This window comes from Salinirubellus litoreus (genome assembly GCF_037335815.1).
GTDB lineage: Archaea > Halobacteriota > Halobacteria > Halobacteriales > Haloarculaceae > Salinirubellus > Salinirubellus litoreus.
In genome coordinates this window covers 3,604,982-3,620,703 of record NZ_CP147841.1, presented here as the reverse complement: position 1 = coordinate 3,620,703, position 15,722 = coordinate 3,604,982, and the positions used below count along the sequence as shown (strand labels likewise).

General features: G+C 70.9%; 16 protein-coding genes and 1 pseudogene. 8 read left to right on the top strand and 9 right to left on the bottom strand.

The window, feature by feature from the left end; all coding sequences use genetic code 11:
* Window positions 1–41 precede the first annotated feature (41 nt).
* Together WDJ58_RS18060 and WDJ58_RS18055 are read right to left on the bottom strand one after the other, a co-directional pair.
* Window positions 42–506, bottom strand: coding sequence for a GtrA family protein (locus tag WDJ58_RS18060; protein ID WP_380661180.1), 465 nt, complete (start codon window positions 504–506; stop codon window positions 42–44).
* On the bottom strand, window positions 503–1,276 hold the full coding sequence (locus tag WDJ58_RS18055) for a glycosyltransferase (protein ID WP_338914696.1): 774 nt from the start codon (window positions 1,274–1,276) through the stop codon (window positions 503–505). The genes WDJ58_RS18060 and WDJ58_RS18055 overlap by 4 nt, the downstream gene beginning before the upstream one ends.
* A 182-nt stretch (window positions 1,277–1,458) precedes the next feature.
* Here WDJ58_RS18055 and WDJ58_RS18050 point away from each other — a divergent pair, with 182 nt between their 5' ends.
* A complete protein-coding gene (locus WDJ58_RS18050) occupies window positions 1,459–3,852 on the top strand; it encodes a DUF2298 domain-containing protein (protein WP_338914695.1) in 2,394 nt (797 codons plus the stop codon).
* Between the two features lie 206 nt (window positions 3,853–4,058).
* Window positions 4,059–4,520 carry a DUF7313 family protein gene (locus WDJ58_RS18045; RefSeq protein ID WP_338914694.1) on the top strand — a complete coding sequence of 154 codons (462 nt, stop codon included), beginning with the start codon at window positions 4,059–4,061 and terminating at the stop codon, window positions 4,518–4,520.
* 404 nt (window positions 4,521–4,924) lie between these two features.
* Here WDJ58_RS18045 and WDJ58_RS18040 read toward each other — a convergent pair whose 3' ends face one another.
* The gene (locus WDJ58_RS18040) at window positions 4,925–5,065 is read right to left on the bottom strand and encodes a hypothetical protein (protein WP_338914693.1); all 141 of its coding nucleotides are present in this window, start codon (window positions 5,063–5,065) and stop codon (window positions 4,925–4,927) included.
* A gap of 244 nt (window positions 5,066–5,309) precedes the next feature.
* Here WDJ58_RS18040 and WDJ58_RS18035 point away from each other — a divergent pair, with 244 nt between their 5' ends.
* On the top strand, window positions 5,310–6,065 hold the full coding sequence (locus tag WDJ58_RS18035) for an ATP-NAD kinase (RefSeq protein ID WP_338914692.1): 756 nt from the start codon (window positions 5,310–5,312) through the stop codon (window positions 6,063–6,065).
* A 78-nt stretch (window positions 6,066–6,143) separates the two neighbouring features.
* Here WDJ58_RS18035 and WDJ58_RS18030 read toward each other — a convergent pair whose 3' ends face one another.
* On the bottom strand, window positions 6,144–7,205 hold the full coding sequence (locus WDJ58_RS18030; protein ID WP_338914691.1) for a polyprenyl synthetase family protein: 1,062 nt from the start codon (window positions 7,203–7,205) through the stop codon (window positions 6,144–6,146).
* A 109-nt stretch (window positions 7,206–7,314) separates the two neighbouring features.
* On the opposite strand from WDJ58_RS18030, the gene WDJ58_RS18025 reads away from it, so the two are divergent.
* The 4 genes from WDJ58_RS18025 (at window position 7,315) to WDJ58_RS18010 (ending at window position 11,181) form a co-directional block, all read left to right on the top strand.
* Window positions 7,315–8,637 carry a M28 family metallopeptidase gene (locus WDJ58_RS18025; protein WP_338914690.1) on the top strand — a complete coding sequence of 441 codons (1,323 nt, stop codon included), beginning with the start codon at window positions 7,315–7,317 and terminating at the stop codon, window positions 8,635–8,637.
* A 139-nt stretch (window positions 8,638–8,776) separates the two neighbouring features.
* Window positions 8,777–9,643, top strand: a complete 867-nt coding sequence (locus tag WDJ58_RS18020) for a DUF7537 family lipoprotein (protein ID WP_338914689.1) — start codon at window positions 8,777–8,779, stop codon at window positions 9,641–9,643.
* A 6-nt stretch (window positions 9,644–9,649) separates the two neighbouring features.
* On the top strand, window positions 9,650–10,513 hold the full coding sequence (locus tag WDJ58_RS18015) for a hypothetical protein (RefSeq protein WP_338914688.1): 864 nt from the start codon (window positions 9,650–9,652) through the stop codon (window positions 10,511–10,513).
* 194 nt (window positions 10,514–10,707) lie between these two features.
* Window positions 10,708–11,181 carry a hypothetical protein gene (locus tag WDJ58_RS18010; RefSeq protein ID WP_338914687.1) on the top strand — a complete coding sequence of 158 codons (474 nt, stop codon included), beginning with the start codon at window positions 10,708–10,710 and terminating at the stop codon, window positions 11,179–11,181.
* Window positions 11,182–11,350: 169 nt separating this feature from the next.
* Here the strand turns inward: WDJ58_RS18010 and WDJ58_RS18005 are convergent, their stop codons facing one another.
* The 4 genes from WDJ58_RS18005 to WDJ58_RS17990 form a co-directional block, all read right to left on the bottom strand.
* Window positions 11,351–11,668: a DUF7521 family protein gene (locus WDJ58_RS18005; protein ID WP_338914686.1), complete on the bottom strand. Its 318-nt coding sequence runs from the start codon at window positions 11,666–11,668 to the stop codon at window positions 11,351–11,353.
* A gap of 1 nt (window position 11,669) precedes the next feature.
* Window positions 11,670–12,029, bottom strand: coding sequence for a helix-turn-helix domain-containing protein (locus WDJ58_RS18000; protein WP_380661175.1), 360 nt, complete (start codon window positions 12,027–12,029; stop codon window positions 11,670–11,672).
* A gap of 185 nt (window positions 12,030–12,214) precedes the next feature.
* A complete protein-coding gene (locus WDJ58_RS17995) occupies window positions 12,215–13,459 on the bottom strand; it encodes a hypothetical protein (RefSeq protein ID WP_338914684.1) in 1,245 nt (414 codons plus the stop codon).
* A 134-nt stretch (window positions 13,460–13,593) separates the two neighbouring features.
* Window positions 13,594–13,998: a hypothetical protein gene (locus tag WDJ58_RS17990; protein WP_338914683.1), complete on the bottom strand. Its 405-nt coding sequence runs from the start codon at window positions 13,996–13,998 to the stop codon at window positions 13,594–13,596.
* Between the two features lie 184 nt (window positions 13,999–14,182).
* On the opposite strand from WDJ58_RS17990, the pseudogene WDJ58_RS17985 reads away from it, so the two are divergent.
* Window positions 14,183–14,980: pseudogene (locus WDJ58_RS17985) on the top strand (N-acyl homoserine lactonase family protein).
* On the opposite strand, the gene WDJ58_RS17980 reads toward WDJ58_RS17985, so the two are convergent.
* Entirely contained in the window at window positions 14,977–15,564 is a 588-nt protein-coding gene (locus WDJ58_RS17980) for an RAD55 family ATPase (protein ID WP_338914682.1), read from the bottom strand. The pseudogene WDJ58_RS17985 and the gene WDJ58_RS17980 overlap by 4 nt on opposite strands.
* Window positions 15,565–15,722 lie beyond the last annotated feature (158 nt).

Sequence of the window (15,722 nt, the reverse complement as noted above, 5' to 3'; positions counted from 1 at the left end):
GCCGTCCTCCGTGGGTTCGGTTCACACCCGCACGCCTCCGGTCACTCCGGGTCGTGCTGTACCTGCCAGGTGACGAGGCTCTCGGCGACGTAGTTGACGATCATCCCGGTGCCGATGCCGGCGATCTTCGAGACGATGAACCAGCCGTCGATACCGGCCACGTCCAGGTCCACGGCGATCACGCGAAAGAGGAAGCGGAACGTCGCGAGCTGGACGAGGATACCGCCCGCGCGGACGAGGTTCGAGCGGAGGAGCCGGCCCAGCGCGGCCCGGACGCCCGCGGCTCCCTGCTGAGCGAACGTCCAGTTGTCGTTCAGCAGGAACATGACGACGATGGCCACTTCGATGCCGATGAACACGGCGAGCTCGGGGAAGACGCCGAGCTCCCGGAGCACCGTCGAGGTCGTCACGTCGAAGGCCGCGCCGACGACGCCGACGCTCGCGAACCGGCCGAACCTGTCGGCGGAGAGGAGCGAGCGGAGCCACTCGGAGCCGGTGCCGGTCATTTCCGGTCGACGATCGCCGTCTCATCGCGGCGCTCGGCGATGGCGTCGTGGAGCCGCGAGCTCCCGAGCCGCTTCGCCCGGTGTCGAACGACGAACAGCGCCCGGGCGAGCGAGAGCGTATCCCCGATCGGCGAGACGGTCGAGCCGGGCTTGTCCTCCCACTCGATGGGGACCTCGACGACGTGCGCACCGAGCGCGGCGGCCATCGCCACGAGCTCGATGTCCCAGGCGAACCCGGGCTCGTAGAGGTGCGCCCGGACCCGCTCCCACCACTCGGCGGTCAGTCCCTTCGCCCCACACTGGTAGTCGTGGAGTTCGGCCTCGAGCAGTCGGCTCGCCAGCCACGCGAAGCCGTCGCCGAGGTATCGGCGGGCGAACGTCTGGTGGCTCAGGATCCGCGAGTCGGGGTGTCGGCGGGAGCCGACGGCGACGTCCGCCCGCCCCCCGTAGAGGGGTCCGAGGATCCGTTCGACCGAGTCGACGGGCGTGCTCCCGTCGGCGTCGACGAACAGCAGGAGGTCGGTGTCGAGCGCCTCGAAGCCCGCGGTGATCGCCGCCCCCTTCCCCCGGCGGGTGCGGGCGACCGAGAGCGTCACCGACGGGGGCAGGTCGGCCGCCCGGAGCCGTGACTCCACCCCCGATCGCGGGGCGTCGAGTTCGACGCGGACGGTGTCGATGTCGAGCCGCGCCACGAGCTCGCGGACGTACTCGACCAGGTGATCGGGGTCCGGTCGAAAGGCGGGGACCACGACCCCCAGCGACGGTCTCATCGGTTCACGGGTCCGCTGGCGGCGGTAAAAACCGTTCGGCTTCGTTCCCCTCCAGAGGATTCGACCGTGGCTGCCGGCCGGGGCACCACCGGTCGACCGGGAGGTCCGACTCCCATCAGGAGCGACTCGAAAACGTCGAGGATGACAAGAGGTTTAGTTCGGGGGGACCCGCTCACGTGGTGATGGAGTACGGCTACGTCCTCGTCTGGGTCGGCGTCTACGCCGCGCTCGCCGTGGCGACGCTCCCCATCGCCGCCGCGCTGTTCCCTCGCTTTCCGGACCGCGGTGCCGCGCTCGCCCTCCCCGTCGCCCTGGCGGTCCTCGGCGTCGTCGGCTACCTGGTCGGACACCTCGTGTTCGGGTGGCCGGCGCTGCTCGCCGGACTCGCCGTCCTCGCTGCGGGGTCGTATCTGCTCGCCGGGCGGGCCGAGGCGTCGCCCGACTTCCGGATGGCCGCCGAGACGGGCGTCGTCTTCCTCCTCGCGTTTGCGCTGCTCGTCGCCGTCCGTGCCGTCGACCCGGCGGTCCACCCCATCGGCGGCGAGAAGTTCCTCGACTTCGGGCTTCTCCAGTCGCTCCTCCGGGCCCCGCGGCTCCCCCCCGAGGACATGTGGTTCGCCGGCGAGCCGGTGAAGTACTACTACGGGGGCCACGTGATCTCGGCGCTGCTCGCCCGCCTCACGTTCACCCCGGCCCGGATCGCGTACAACCTCGCGCTCGCCGGCTTCTACGCGACGCTCGTGGTCGCCGCCTACGGCGTGGCGGGGGCGATCGCTGCCGATCGCGGTGCGCCCCGCCGGCTCGCGGCTGGCCTCGCCGCGTTCCTGGTCGGCCTCGCCAGCAACCTCTGGACCTTCGTGCAGGTGCTCGTCTGGGCGCTCCCGGACGCGGTGGCGCGGCCACTCGCCGGTGCGTTCGGCGGGGGAACCGATCTGCTCGGGTGGACCCCGGACGCGTTCTCCTACTGGTCGGCCTCGCGGGTGATGTCCTCGGAACCGGGGTCGCCGGACGCGTTCGGGCTCATCACGGAGTTCCCGCTGTTCGCTTGGCTCAACGGCGACCTCCACGCCCACATGACGAGCACCCCGTTCATGCTTCTGGTCGTGGCGCTCGGCTACGCCTACTGGCGGACGCCAGCGACCGAGATCGGCCGCCGGAGGCTGCTGGTGTTCGGGACAGTCCCGCCCGTCGTCGGCCTCCTCGCGGTGGTGAACACCTGGTCGTTCCCGACCGCACTCGGCGTGACGTGGCTCGCGCTCGCGTTCGCCCCTGCCGACCCGCTCGACCTGCTCCCGCCGTCGCTCGCCGACCGGCTGCCCGCCGCCGCACGGACGGACGGCGGTCCGGAGTCGACGTCCGCGCCCGCCGGGACGGGATCCTCGACGACCGGAGTCGAGCTTGACCCCCGTCGGTGGCTCGGGCTCGAACTCCGTCGAACCGGGGGCGCGCTCGCGCTGGCGGTCGGCCTCGCCGTCCTCGCGCTCGCCTGGTCGCTCCCCTTCTGGCTCGGGACCGCCAGCGGTCGCTCGATCGGCGTCCTCCCGGGCGTCAACCGGAGTTCGTTCCGGGGGCTACTGATCGTCCACGGCGGGTTCCTCCTCGCGTTCGTGCCATACATCGCCCGTCGGGGTCTCGCCGGGCTCGAACGGCCCTCGCTGGCGGTCGCCGCCGTCGGCCTCCTCGCCGTCTTCGCCTGGGCGTGGGACCTCGCCGCCGTCGCGCTGTTCGGGCCGCTCCTGCTCGCCGGATGGCTGCTCGTCCGCCTCCGCCGGGACGCCGGTTACGAGACCGTGCTGATGATCGGCGGCCTCGGCGTCCTCCTCATCGTGGAGTTCCTCTACGTGGTCGAGGAGGCCGGCCCGGGACGGCTCAACACCGTCTTCAAGACCTACGCCCAGGTGTGGGTGCTCTGGAGCGTCGCGGCCGCGGTGATGCTCGCGCGGCTCCCCTTCCCCGACCGGTCCGCGCTTTCGACCCCCCGGCCCGAGACGTGGCGGCTCGCCGGGTCCGTCCTGGTCGCTTTCCTCGTGCTCTCCTCGGGGCTGTACGCCGCGCTCGCGTTCCCGGCGCACTTCGAGGCGGGATCGCGGACGGCGAACGTCGACGGCCCGACGCTCGACGCGACCCGTTTCGTCGACCTCTCCCACCCGCGGGAGGCGGCGGCCATCGACTGGATCGGCTCGCTTTCGGGCACCCCGACTATCGTCACCGCCGCGCCGGCGGGCTACTACTGGCAGCCCGACGAGGGCCGGGGCGCGTCTGCCCCGTCGAGCCTCACGGGCGTACCGACCGTCGCGGGGTGGTACCACGAGCGGGGCTACCGCGGCGGGGAGGCCTACGCCGAACGGGTCGAGCACGTCGAGACCATCTACACCGGCTCGACGGCAGCCAGGGCCCGACTGCTCGCCCGGTACGACGTCCAGTACGTCTACGTCGGCCCGGCCGAGCGGTCGATGTACGGCGAGGTCTCGTTCGAGGACGTCCCCGGAGTGAGCGTCGCCGAGACCTTCTCCTACCGGGGGGAACGGACGGTGACGATCTACCGGGTCGAGCAGTCGGCGCTCCCCGGGAGCTGATAGGGATCATCGTAGCCAGCCGGAGGATTCGACCGTTCGAGGTGGGTCGCGGGGCACGATTCTCGACGGGAAATCTACGAACTACGACGATGATCCCTATGAGCGGCGATCGGCCCCGGTACCGTCCGCCGGTTCGCCCGCGATCCCCGGACACCGCGTGCCGTCAATCAGTAACCTTCTAATGCGTTCGTGACGCACCGGCCGGTATGGAGCCGTTCGTGCTGGCCACGGAGCCCTTCGTCTCGTTGTTCGGGCCCATCGACACCCTGTTCGCGCCGATCATCGAGTACCTCCTCCTGGCCCTGCTCGTCGTCAACATGGCCGTCCGCGGCTGGGAGTACTCCCAGCACGTCGACCAGGCCGAGGAGGGCGGTGCCGACGCCATCGAGCGCAACGCCGCCCGCGTCGCCACGAACTTCCTGCTCGTCGTCGGCTCGTTCTACTACCTCACGGTCCACCAGCACGGTGGGATGGTGTTCTCGGTGCTGGTCCTCGGGCTGTTCCTCACCGACCTCTTCGAGTTCGAGTCCCGGAAGGTCGAGGCCCGCCGCGGCATCGAGATCGAGGCCCCGAAGGGGGCCATCGCCGCCTCCTTTCTCGCGCTGCTGTACATCGGCTACCAGAGCCTCTTCTTCGTCATCGCCCCGGTGTGGAACGCGGTGGTCTGACACCACTTTTTGCTTCGTCGGGTGCGCTCACGTTCGCTCGCGCACCTCTCTCTGCTCACGGGCGGCTTCGCCGCCCGTTCGCACGGCCAGTGGACGGCTCTGCCGTCCCGCTCGGCTCGCAAAAACGTGGGGAAAAACTGCGCCCCTCACTCGCTCAGGCGGACTCACTCCGTTCGTCCGCCAACGTCCTCGTTCGCTACTGCTCACGAGGACTCCGCTCGCTCGGGGCGGATGAAACGCCTCGCTCTCGCCTACTCACGGTTCGCTTCACTCACCGTTCTCCGAGGCCCCCTCCGGTCGGCCTCGCTCTCGCTCGCCGTACGCTCCGAACCGGACGGTCCGTCCCGCGGCCGTCCCGACCCGCTCGTCGCTCGCGGGTCGCCCACGCCTGCGACGGCTCCGACTCAGTCGGCCCCGTGGTTGGGGACGAACCGGCAGTCCTCGCACGCCCACGAGCGGCCCTCCCACGCGAGCGCGCCCCCACAGCTGGGACAGTCGCCGACCGATGCCGATGCCGAGGTCGTGGATCGCTCCTCGCCGATCATCACGTGGTCCCGGGTCGTTCGGCCGTGTAAGCCTTGTTTTCAGTGAGACGGGCCTTCTTGTCCCGTCGGATACGCGGACCCGCCGGGTGCCCGCCAGTGGGGTCCGGCGCGGACGTCTCCGAACGCGTTCCGTGAGCTGTTCCCTCTTCGCGCGAGTCGTGGAGCGGAACGACCGTCGGCGTCTCGACGACCCGGAGCGCCGAATCCCGCAGGCTTTTGCCGGCCGGCGGCGACCGGACGTGACATGAGCGAAGCGCCGGGCGGCGTGCCCGTCGGGGTCGTCGGCGGTGACGGGTCGGTCGCCGACGCCGTCGCGGCCGCGGGGGGGGACCCGGTCACCGGCGAGGCCGCCGCGGTCGTCGACGCCGGACCGCGGGTCGTCGTCGCCGTCGGGGAGCCGGCGCTCGTCGACCTCGTCGCCGCTGGCGTCGACGTTCCCGTCCTGCCTGTGTCGATCGCCGACGCCGTGCAGTCGGTGTCGGTATCCGGGATCGTGCCGGCCGTCGCCTCGGTCCTGGCTGGCGAGTTCGAGACCGTGACCCGGCCGCTCCTCTCGGTCGCGAACGGGACGGACGCGGAACGAACGCCCGCGCTGTTCGACCTCGCGCTCGTCACCGACGAGCCCGCGCGCATCTCCGAGTTCACCGTGCTGAGCGGGGCAAACCGGGTGGCGACCTTCCGCGCCGACGGGGTCGTCGTCGCCACGGCCGCCGGGTCGACCGGCTACGCCCGCGCGGCCGAGGGGCCGGTCGTCGCCCCGGGGACCGGCGTGGTGGCCGTCGTCCCCATCTCACCGTTCGTCACCGACGCCGACCACTGGGTGCTCCCCACCGACGGGGTCGGACTCCGCGTCGAGCGCGACGAGACGCCCGTTCGCCTCGTCGCCGACGGGCGCGACGCCGGGACCGTCGAACCCCACGACAGGCTGTCGGTATCGACCCGGGGATCCCTCGCGGTCGCGGTCGTCGACGCGAGCGCCGGCGTCTTCGACACCTCCTGATACGGATTGTTGTAACGATTTACCGGTGATCGCCCGGCCGGGTCAGTGATCGCCGGTAAAAGACCACGACCGTCCGTATCAGACCTCCCGGTCGACGACGAACCGCGTGAAATCCGCGAGCCGCGCGGCAGTCTCGGAGTCGAGATCGGCGCGACCGAGGTGCTCGCGCGCCTCGGCCGCGAGGTCGTGGGCCGTCTCCCTCGCGCCCTCGACGGCCCCGACCGAGTGGAGGATCTCCACCGCCTCGACGACCTCCTCGTCGGTGTTCTCCTCGGTTCCCAGGATCTCCTCCAGCCGCTCGGCCGTCTCGGGGGGAGCGTCCCGGACCGCCCGGATGACGAGCAGAGTCTTCTTCCCCTCGCGGACGTCGTTGCCGGCCCCCTTGCCGAACGCGCCGCCGCGCTCCATGGCGTGCTCGACGTCGAGGACGTCGTCGGCGATCTGGAACGCGATGCTCATCGACTCGGCGTACCGGGCGACGTGCTCCTCGTGCTCCTCGTTCCCGGTGACGATGGCCGCCAGGCGGGCGACGATCCGCCCCAGCCCGCCCGTCTTGCAGGCGCACATCTCCAGGTACTCGGCCTCCGTCGTCTCGACGGCCTGCCGGTTGTGCCAGACGATGTCCATCCCCTGGCCCAGGTGCGTGCGGTTGAGTTCGCCCATCAGCATCTCGTAGACCCGCAGCCGCGTCTCGGCGTCGAGATCTCCCGGGTTCCGCTCGATGAGCTTCAGGGGGATGAAGTACATCGCGTTGCCGGCGTTCAGCGCCACGTCCGTCCCGTAGACGCGGTGGAGCGCCGGCTCGCCCCGGCGCAGGGTCGCCCCGTCCTCGACGTCGTCGACGATGATCGTCCCGTTGTGGAGTATCTCGGGGATGCAGGCGTACTCGAGGTAGGCCTCGGGATCCTCCCCGAACGCCTCGACCATCATGAGGAACAGCACCGCCCGCCACCGCTTGCCACCGCGATCGAGCAGGTCCCAGATGGGTTCGGCGAGCGCCCGCTGGATGGCCTCGGCGTCGTAGCGGTAGGTCGGCTCGCCGAAGAACTCCGCGAGGTACGCCTCGTCGAGCGTCCGCGGGAGGATCCTCGCGATGGTCTCGTCGACGGCCGGCCGCCACTCGGCGAGCACGTCGTGCATGGTCGACCCTCCCCGGCGGTGGTTAAAAAGCCTGCGCGCTCCCGGCCGCGATCCGGCCGCCCCGTCGTCGGGCGAAAGGGGTATGCCCCCGGCCTCCGCCATCCCCCCCATGTCATCACCCGAGACGGACGAGGACTGGATCGCGGGCACGTTCACGAGCGACGTCGGCTGGGACCTGCTGGAGACGCTCGTCGACATCGGCGACCGGATGGCCGGCACCGAGGGCGAGCGAGCGGGTGCCGAGGCGACGCGCGACGCCCTCGACGCCCATGCCGAGAACGCCCGTCTCGAACCGTTCGACCTCCAGGGGTGGGTCAGGGGGGACAGCGGTATCGAGGCTGGCGGGGAGCCCCACGACTGCATCGCCCTCCCGCGATCGCTCGCCGGCGAGGTGTCGGGCGAGTTCGTCGACCTCGGCTACGGGCTCCCCGAGGACTTCGACGCGGATCTGGAGGGGAAGGTCGTGATGGCGGCCTCGAACATCCCGTCGTGGTACCACCGGTTCCTCCACCGCCGGGAGAAGTACTACCACGCCGTCGAGGCGGGCGCGGCCGCGTTCGTCTTCCGCAACCACGTTGAGGGCTGTCTCCCGCCGACCGGGAGCGTCGGTACCGAGGACGCGCCCATCGGGGAGATCCCCGCTGTCGGCGTCTCGAAGGAGGTCGGCTCGCGGCTCGCCCGCCGGTTCGAGGGCGAGGAGCTCTCCGTCGAGGTCGAATGCGAGACGCCCGACGCGACGAGCCACAACGTCCACGCCGAACTCGGACCCGGGACCGACGAACGCGTGCTCGTCACCTCCCACATCGACGCCCACGACATCGCCGAGGGCGCGATGGACAACGGCGCGGGGACGGCGATGGTGCTCGAACTGGCCCGGGCGCTCGCCGAACGGGAGGCCGAACTCGACACCCGCGTCGAGTTCGTCTGTTACGGTGCCGAGGAAGTGGGGCTGGTGGGGTCGACCCACCACGCCGAGTCGGTCGACCCCGACGCGGTGAAGGCGGTGCTGAACTTCGACGGCGTCGGCCGGGGACGGGACCTCGCGGCCTACACCCACGGCTGGGACGAACTGGGTGAGGCGATCGAGACGGTCGCGGATCGCTTCGACCACCCGTTCGACCCGGTGCCCGAGGTCGGGCCGCACTCCGATCACTGGCCGTACGTCGTCCGGGGGATTCCGGGGTACCACGTCTACGCCGAAACCGGCGACGAGGGACGGGGCTGGGGGCACACGGAGGCCGACACGTTCGACAAACTGGAGTCGCGCGACCTTCGCGAGTCGGCGATACTCCTCACTGAACTGGCGGTCGAACTCGCGAGCGACGACCTGGACCTCCCGCGGAAGCCGGACTCGGAGATCGTCGAACTGCTCGAGGAGCAGCGCTACGTCGAGGGGATGGAGGTCACCGGCGACTGGCCGTTCGACGATTGAGGGGCGTCCGGGGACCCGTCACCGCCCACGACGGTCGTCGCCGACCGGCCCCTCCGGGGCGGACCGAACACGCCGGGGTGTCCGCGTTCCCCCCCCACGGAGGCGCAAGGCATACCACCGTCTCCCCTCTCGTACAGCTATGGGTCCCGGATCACACCGGGGTTGGGTCCTCCCGACCCTCGCCGCGGCGGTCGTCCTCGCGGGCTGTAGCGCGGGGGTTAACACCGACGCGACGGCGACGCGGTCGGTGACCCCCGCACCGGTCCCCGGCGACGCCACCCCCGCGGTCGAGGGGGTGACCCCCGGTATCTCGCCCGACGGCGTCGAGAACGCCTCGTCGCTGGAGGCGGCCCACCGCCGGGTGCTCTCTGAGATGTCGTTCACCGAGCGGACCGTCACGACCGTCCGTGATACGAACGGGACGGTGATCGGTCGGCGGACGCTCGTGGTGAGACGCGACGCCGAGGCGTTCCGTCTGCGGTTCGGACTCGAGGGTGACCTGCGTGTCGGCTTCGAACCACGGCAGGCCGTTGCGGTCGAAGTCTGGTCCGACGGGGAGACCGTCGTCCAGTCGATCACCGCCCGGGACGGGTCGGTCCGGAGCGAGCCGGCTCCCAACACGTTCTACTCCCGTTTCGCTATCCCCGGCGCGGAGCCGTACGCCCGGACCCTGGAACGGGCGTCGCTCCGGCGCGTCGACCGACGGGTCGAGAACGGGACCGTGCTGTACGCCTTCGAAGCGGACGGCGTCGACTCGCTCGGGACGTTCGGCCTCCTCGAGACGACCCCCACCGGCAGCGCCACCCTCCGGGCTGTCGTCGGTGCTGACGGTGTCGTCCGGCTGGTGGTCGCTACCCTCCCCGCTCGCCACGGTGGCCGGACCGCGACCGTCGAGCACGTCTTCGAGATCACGGCGATCGGGACGACCACGGTTCCTCGGCCGCCGTGGTCCGACGAAGTCGTCGAGAACGGAACGTCCGTCCCGAGAACGCGAGCAGGGGGTTGAGTGGGGATGAACGACCCTCGATCCGATCCCGGTCTCGCGCTTCTTCTCTCTCTTCTGGCCGTCCTCGCCGGATGTAGCGGGGCGACCGGCTTCGACGGAACCCCGACCCGCTCGGTGACGCCCGTCCCGGTCCCGACGGACGCGACGCCCGCCTCGCGGGCGACGGTGCCCGGGCTCTCGCCGCGCGGCGTCGAGAACGCCTCGCTGCTCGCGGCGGCCCACGCTCGGGCGTTCGAGGACGTCCCGTTCACCGAGCGGACCGTCACGACCGTCCGGGACGGGGAGGAGGTCCTCGGGCGGCAGGCGCTGGTCGTCCGGCGCGGTCCGGAGGCGTTCGCCCTCTCCTACGCGCTCGAGGAGGGTCCTCGGAGCGACGCCCGCTCGTTTCAGGTCGTCGCGGCCGAAGTCTGGTCCGACCGCCGGACGACCGTCCAGTCGGTGACCGACGGGGACGGCTCGACCCGTCGCGCCCGGCTATCGAACGTCCTCTACGACGACTTCGTCGACCCGGACGCGAGGCCCTACGCGAGGACCCTCGAACGGGCGTCGCTCCGCCGGGTCGGCCGGCGCGTCGTCGACGGGACGGCCCGCTACGTCTTCGCCGCCGATGACGTCCTCGCCCTCCCGGTCTTCGGGCTCGCCGGGACGATCCCGACGGGCAACGCCTCCCTCCGGGCCGTCGTGGGGGCGGACGGTGCCGTCTACCGGGTGGCCGTGACGTACCCGGCGCAGTACCGCGGTCGGTCGGCGACCGTCGAACACGTCTTCGAGTACGCCGACGTCGGGACGACGACCGTCCCGCGACCGTCGTGGTACGACGAGGCCATCGAGAACGGGACGCCCACGCCCGGATACCGAGGGGAGGGGTGACGTGACCGGGGGTTACCGGGTGGTTCGTCCCGCGCTCGTGCTCCTGGCCCTGGCGTCGGCGATCGCCCTCGCCGGCTGTAACACCACTCGTCCGGGACGGCCGACACGCAGACCGGGCGGACGGTCACGCCCGCACCGGTGCCGACCGACCCGCCGACCGACGCATCCCTGCCCCCGGCGTCTCGACCGACGGGGTGACCGACGCCGAGCGACTCGAGGCCGCCCACCTCGGGACGCTCTCGAACGCGACCTTCGTCGAGCGGGCCCGGACGACCGTCCGGTTCGAGAACGGGTCGCTGGCCGTCGAGGAGACGTACATCGACCGGCACGGGGCGAACGCGAGCGGCATCTCGCTGTGGCGGAACGGCACGACCGACTACCCCGTTCCCGACCTGTCGCTCGTCGAGGCCCACGTCTGGGGGAACGCCTCGTTCGGCGTCCGCCGGTTCGTCGTCGAGTTCCCGATACGGCTGGGCGGGCGGAACGCCACCCTCCGTCACACCTACACCGTCGAGTTCGGGGACGTGACCGTGATCAGGCCGCCCTGGTCCGGGGACGCCATCGCGGGGCGGACGCCCGGGCCCCTTGCGCTCTCCCACAGGAGCCAGGGAGGGCGCTCCGCTCCGGGCTCGACGCGGATCACGAGCGGCGACCCGGTCGGCGCGTAGACGCCCATCTCGGTGCTCTTCTCGGAGTACCGGCCCCCGACGACCTCGACGAGGCCGGTCGTCTCGAGGCGGTCGAGGTGGTAGCCGACGTTCTGGACTGAACACCCTCGGGTCCGCGTCGACGTCCGTCGGCACGTCCGGTGCGAGCCGCTCGACGCCCGGCATCGTCTCAGCGGCCCGTCGCGACCCGCAGCGAGTAGGCGATACAGACCAGCCCCGCGAGCTGGACGGCCCGGACAACGAGGCGGACCGTGTTCTGGAGGTCGATGGGGACCACCCGGAACGCGATGAGGCCCTGGCCCGCCAGTGCGAGGACGTAGGTCACACCGAACAGCAGGATCATCCCGATCGAGAGGTACCGCATCGACGGTTCGTCGTGCCGGCGGAGCCCGCGGTAGGCGTGGTAGCCGATATAGAGCCCGATAACGGCCGACCCCGTCGCGGCCCCACCGGCTAGCAACCCCAGGACCGACCCAACGGTGGTCATCTCAGAGCTCCCCCCACATCCGCGTCAGTTCATCGGCGACGTCCCGGTGTCGGCGCTCGACCATCCACTCCAGGTCGCCGTCGCTAACCCTGACCTCGAACCGGTCGAGCGCCGCCACGTAGACGGTCTCGTGGTGGCCGTCGGCCCGCGGCCGCGTCCGGTCGTCGAGGAGGTCCGCCTCCGCCAGCCGCTCGACGCGGCGGTAGATGCTCGACGGCGAGACGTCACACCGCTCGCTCAACTCCGTCGCCGACAGTGGCTCTGCGCTCGTCGCGGCGAGGATCGACCTGACGTGCTCGTCGTCGATGAGGTCGACGACCGTCGCCAGGTCGGGCTCCTCGCTCACACTCCGTTCTGTCATCCCATATGTGTATAAATCGTATCCACGGTCGCGGCTGCTCGCCGCCCTCGCCGTCCGTGACGACCGAACGCTCGCTCGGAGTGGTGACCACGGACTCGCTTCGGTATCGAGTCCGCTCGCGGGCGGACAGCCGGCGGCGATGGTCGCACGGCCGCGGACGGAGGCGTTAACGGTCGCTATCACGGTCACCGTTCACCCCCGAGTCCGTAGTCGAAGAGGGTGCGGAACGCACAGCATTCATCCCCCGCCAGCACCACGGACGCGCCAGTCACGTCCGGCCGGTCGGACAGGTCCACGGTGTCGCCGTCGCCGGGCCCGATCCCTCGTTCGTCCGTCCAGAGCGGTTCCGTCTCGATCATCCCCGGGCGGGCCTCGGTCTCGGCGTCGAACCAGAGCCACTCGGTGTCGACGGCTTCGCCCGTCTCGTGGCGCAGCGTCAGCGCCCGCGCGTCGGCGTCGAACTCGGCGCCCCAGGTCACCTGCGGCGGATCCTCGATCGGCGTGAGGTCGCGCGGCTCGCCCAGCGGGACCCGCGTCTCGAGCGTCGCGAGGCGGCCGTCGATCCGGACGTCGAACACCTCGGCCTCCTCGGTCAGGCCGTACTCGTCGCGGAAGGCGCGTTCGAGCCGGTCGGCCGTCGGGACCCGTCCATCGGGGAAGCGGAGTGTGACGACCTGGTAGGCGACATCGCCGTCGAACCGGAACGCGTCGGCACCCATCTCGGCCGTGTCCGTCGGGTCGCCGAAGTCGGGACCGACGATCAGCATCCGGTTCGCCCCGGCAGCCTCGCTCGCTCGCGCGAACGCCTCGTTCTCCTCGTGGTACCGCCGTCGATCGCCCGCTCCGGCGTCGACGAGCGCCTCGACGTCCGGGCGGTCGTGGACCCGCTCGCTTGACCAGACGACGACCCCGTCGCGGACGGCCGCCCGCCGCGGGACGTCCGACCGCGAGAACAGGTCGTACCCACGGTAACTGCCGTCGGGTTCGTAGCCACTCCCGGCGAGCGTCTCGGTCGCCGTCGACGCCTCGAACTCCGCCTCGACCACGATCCCGAAGGGGGTCTCCAGCAGACGGTCGTAGTTCGACTCGCCGAGTCCGAAGTAGTCGAGCTCGCTCTTGGACATCGCCCGCCGGCCGAGGAACTCCTCGGGTTCGCCGCCGTCGACCGGTGCGGGCTCGCGGTAGGCGAACGCGTAGTTCGACTCGTGTACCTCGAACGTCGACGGGGCCGGGAGCCAGCGGCGGTACGCGGGTTCGTCCGGCGGCGGGACCTCGAGGCGTCCGTACGACTGCCCGCGACCGAGTGGCGGGAGCGAGGAGAGACAGCCGGTCGCTCCTACGGCGACTCCGGCCGCGAGCGTGCCGCCCGCGGCCCGGAGGAGTCCACGGCGAGTTCGCGGTTTCGTGGAGGGCCTCTGTTCGGGGACCATCGTTCCGTCCGGTACGACGTGACCGACCCCTGTCATCCCCCGGGACTGTCCGCAGTTCCTCACAGCCCGTCGAAAGGTTCTTGTACCACGTGTCGACGGTTCCGCCGGCGTTCGCGGAACGACCGGCCGCGGGGCTACCCCTTGAGCTCCGTCTCGCCGACGAGCAGTCGGTACGACTCGAGGGTGTCCGCCATCGTCTCGCTCTCCGCCGGTTCGGATCCGTAGTCCTGCCAGCCGAGCCCCGTTCGGCCGTACGTGTACGAGAACATCCGGTACTCATCGGTGGTCTCCAGGACGAGGTCGATCACGGCGTCATCAGCGTCCACTGGACGCCCATTGCTTGCCGAGGTCCCCTCGGCAACGTCCTCGGGGCCGTCATCGCCGAGTATCGCCTCCCGTGCCCCCTCACCACCCCCGTCGAACACCCACACTGCGCGGACCGGGTCGTCCGTGTGATCGGTTCCCCCGAGCAGGTCTCGGACCTCTTCCTCTGTGAGCGGGCCGTCGGGCCACCCCTCCGCGGGTGTGGGCTGGTCCATGACGGGTTCCGGTGGGCGAGGAACTTCCGTCTTGTCCGTCGTTCCAGCCGCGTCGTGGTCGGCCGCGTGTGACACGACGGCGAGTGAGACCGAGAAGGGTCGAGAGACCCCGGGAGATCCCTGTTTACCGGCAACCCCGTACCCTCGCCGAAGCGTTATCCCGGGTCCGCGCTTCCCGGACGTCATGGAAGGAACGTCCATCGCCCTCCTCGACCGGGGACGCATCGAGGCCGATCTTAACTTCGTGCTCGACGGGCACGTCGTCGCCACCGCGAGCGAGCCGAACCCCGACCTCGACTACGGGGAGTTCGCGGTCTGGAACCTCGTGGTCGACCACCCCGAGGCGACCGTGCTCTGGGACACCGGCTCGCACCCCGAGGCCGGCGAGGGCTACTGGCCCGCGCCGCTGTACGAGGCGTTCGCCCACGTCGACGCCGCCGAGCGCGACCTCGAGACGGCGCTCTCGGAGGCGGGTTATGCGCTCTCGGATATCGACGCCGTGGTGATGAGCCACCTCCACCTCGACCACGCCGGCGGGCTCTACCAGTTCTAGGGGACGGACGTCCCGGTGTACGTCCACCGCCGCGAACTCGAGTTCGCCTACCTCTCGGCGAAGACGGACGTGGGGTCGGTCGCCTACTGGGCCCCGGACTTCGACCGGGACCTGAACTGGACGGTCGTCGAGGGCGACCGACAGCTCTACGAGGGGTTCGATCTGCTCCACCTGCCCGGACACACCCCGGGACTGCTCGGCGCGGAGATCGAGGCCGGCGACAGGACGCTCCTGGTGGTGGGCGACGAGGCGTACATGGAGGCCAACTACGAGGCCGGCCAGTCGATGGCCGCGTCGCTGCTCTGGGACAACCGGGCGTGGCACGAGAGCCTCGAACGGGTCCGGGACATCGAGCGACGAACCGGGGCCGACGTCCTGCTCGGTCACGACCCCGTCATGATCGAGCGGTTCGCCGACGGCTGGAATTAGATCCCCGTCCATTCGCCCGCGGTGCCGGCCACGCCGCTGACGCGGACCTCCGTCGCGCCCTCGTCACGCCCGCCGCTGGCGGGATCGGTACCGCCACGGAGTTCGACCCGCCCCTCGAACAGCTGGGCGAACGTCCGGTGTGTCTCCTCGGTGTGGGCCCCGCCGTCGAACGTGTAGAGGCCGACGCCGTCCGCGCCCGCGACCTGGGCGGTCAGCACCGAGAGAAAGCGGAACGCGGACTCCTCGTCGGCGTACTGGAGGATCGAGGAGATCGAATCGAACAGCACGACGGGGCGCTCGCTCCCGTCGAGGAACCGGGAGACCGGCATGCTGATACCGGTCAGGTCCCCGGGGGAGGCGACGTTGACGACCGGGCCATCCTCGTCGGCGTCGCTCGGCGTGCAATCGACGACGCCGAACCGGCCGCCCCCGGTGTGATCGAACGGGATTGCGGCGAGGTGTCTGGAGGCGGCGACGACGAGCGCGTCACGACCGTTCGCGATCCCGTCGCCGAGCACGCTCAGGCCGAACGACCGCTTGCCGGACATCGGCGGGCCGACGACGAGCAGGTTGCGGCCGGTCACGGCCGCGAGACGCTCGACCGGGCTACCGGGGGTTGTCGATCTCGGGGTCCTGTCTGATCCACCCATCCTCTCTAGAGTGACCGAACTCTTCAGTTCGTTGTGGGGTCCCGCCGGTGATAGGTGTTGTGTCCCGTTTGACACTGATCGGTGTCGAGCGG

Bases quoted from the DNA above. Each gene is read 5' to 3' on its own strand.
- WDJ58_RS18040 (WP_338914693.1), bottom strand. From the start codon at position 5,065: ATGATCGGCGAGGAGCGATCCACGACCTCGGCATCGGCATCGGTCGGC.
- WDJ58_RS18000 (WP_380661175.1), bottom strand. From the start codon at position 12,029: ATGACAGAACGGAGTGTGAGCGAGGAGCCCGACCTGGCGACGGTCGTC.
- WDJ58_RS18060 (WP_380661180.1), bottom strand. From the start codon at position 506: ATGACCGGCACCGGCTCCGAGTGGCTCCGCTCGCTCCTCTCCGCCGAC.
- WDJ58_RS18050 (WP_338914695.1), top strand. From the start codon at position 1,459: ATGGAGTACGGCTACGTCCTCGTCTGGGTCGGCGTCTACGCCGCGCTC.
- WDJ58_RS18020 (WP_338914689.1), top strand. From the start codon at position 8,777: ATGGGTCCCGGATCACACCGGGGTTGGGTCCTCCCGACCCTCGCCGCG.
- WDJ58_RS18055 (WP_338914696.1), bottom strand. From the start codon at position 1,276: ATGAGACCGTCGCTGGGGGTCGTGGTCCCCGCCTTTCGACCGGACCCC.
- WDJ58_RS18045 (WP_338914694.1), top strand. From the start codon at position 4,059: ATGGAGCCGTTCGTGCTGGCCACGGAGCCCTTCGTCTCGTTGTTCGGG.
- WDJ58_RS18030 (WP_338914691.1), bottom strand. From the start codon at position 7,205: ATGCACGACGTGCTCGCCGAGTGGCGGCCGGCCGTCGACGAGACCATC.
- WDJ58_RS17995 (WP_338914684.1), bottom strand. From the start codon at position 13,459: ATGGTCCCCGAACAGAGGCCCTCCACGAAACCGCGAACTCGCCGTGGA.
- WDJ58_RS18035 (WP_338914692.1), top strand. From the start codon at position 5,310: ATGAGCGAAGCGCCGGGCGGCGTGCCCGTCGGGGTCGTCGGCGGTGAC.
- WDJ58_RS18005 (WP_338914686.1), bottom strand. From the start codon at position 11,668: ATGACCACCGTTGGGTCGGTCCTGGGGTTGCTAGCCGGTGGGGCCGCG.
- WDJ58_RS17990 (WP_338914683.1), bottom strand. From the start codon at position 13,998: ATGGACCAGCCCACACCCGCGGAGGGGTGGCCCGACGGCCCGCTCACA.
- WDJ58_RS18015 (WP_338914688.1), top strand. From the start codon at position 9,650: ATGAACGACCCTCGATCCGATCCCGGTCTCGCGCTTCTTCTCTCTCTT.
- WDJ58_RS18025 (WP_338914690.1), top strand. From the start codon at position 7,315: ATGTCATCACCCGAGACGGACGAGGACTGGATCGCGGGCACGTTCACG.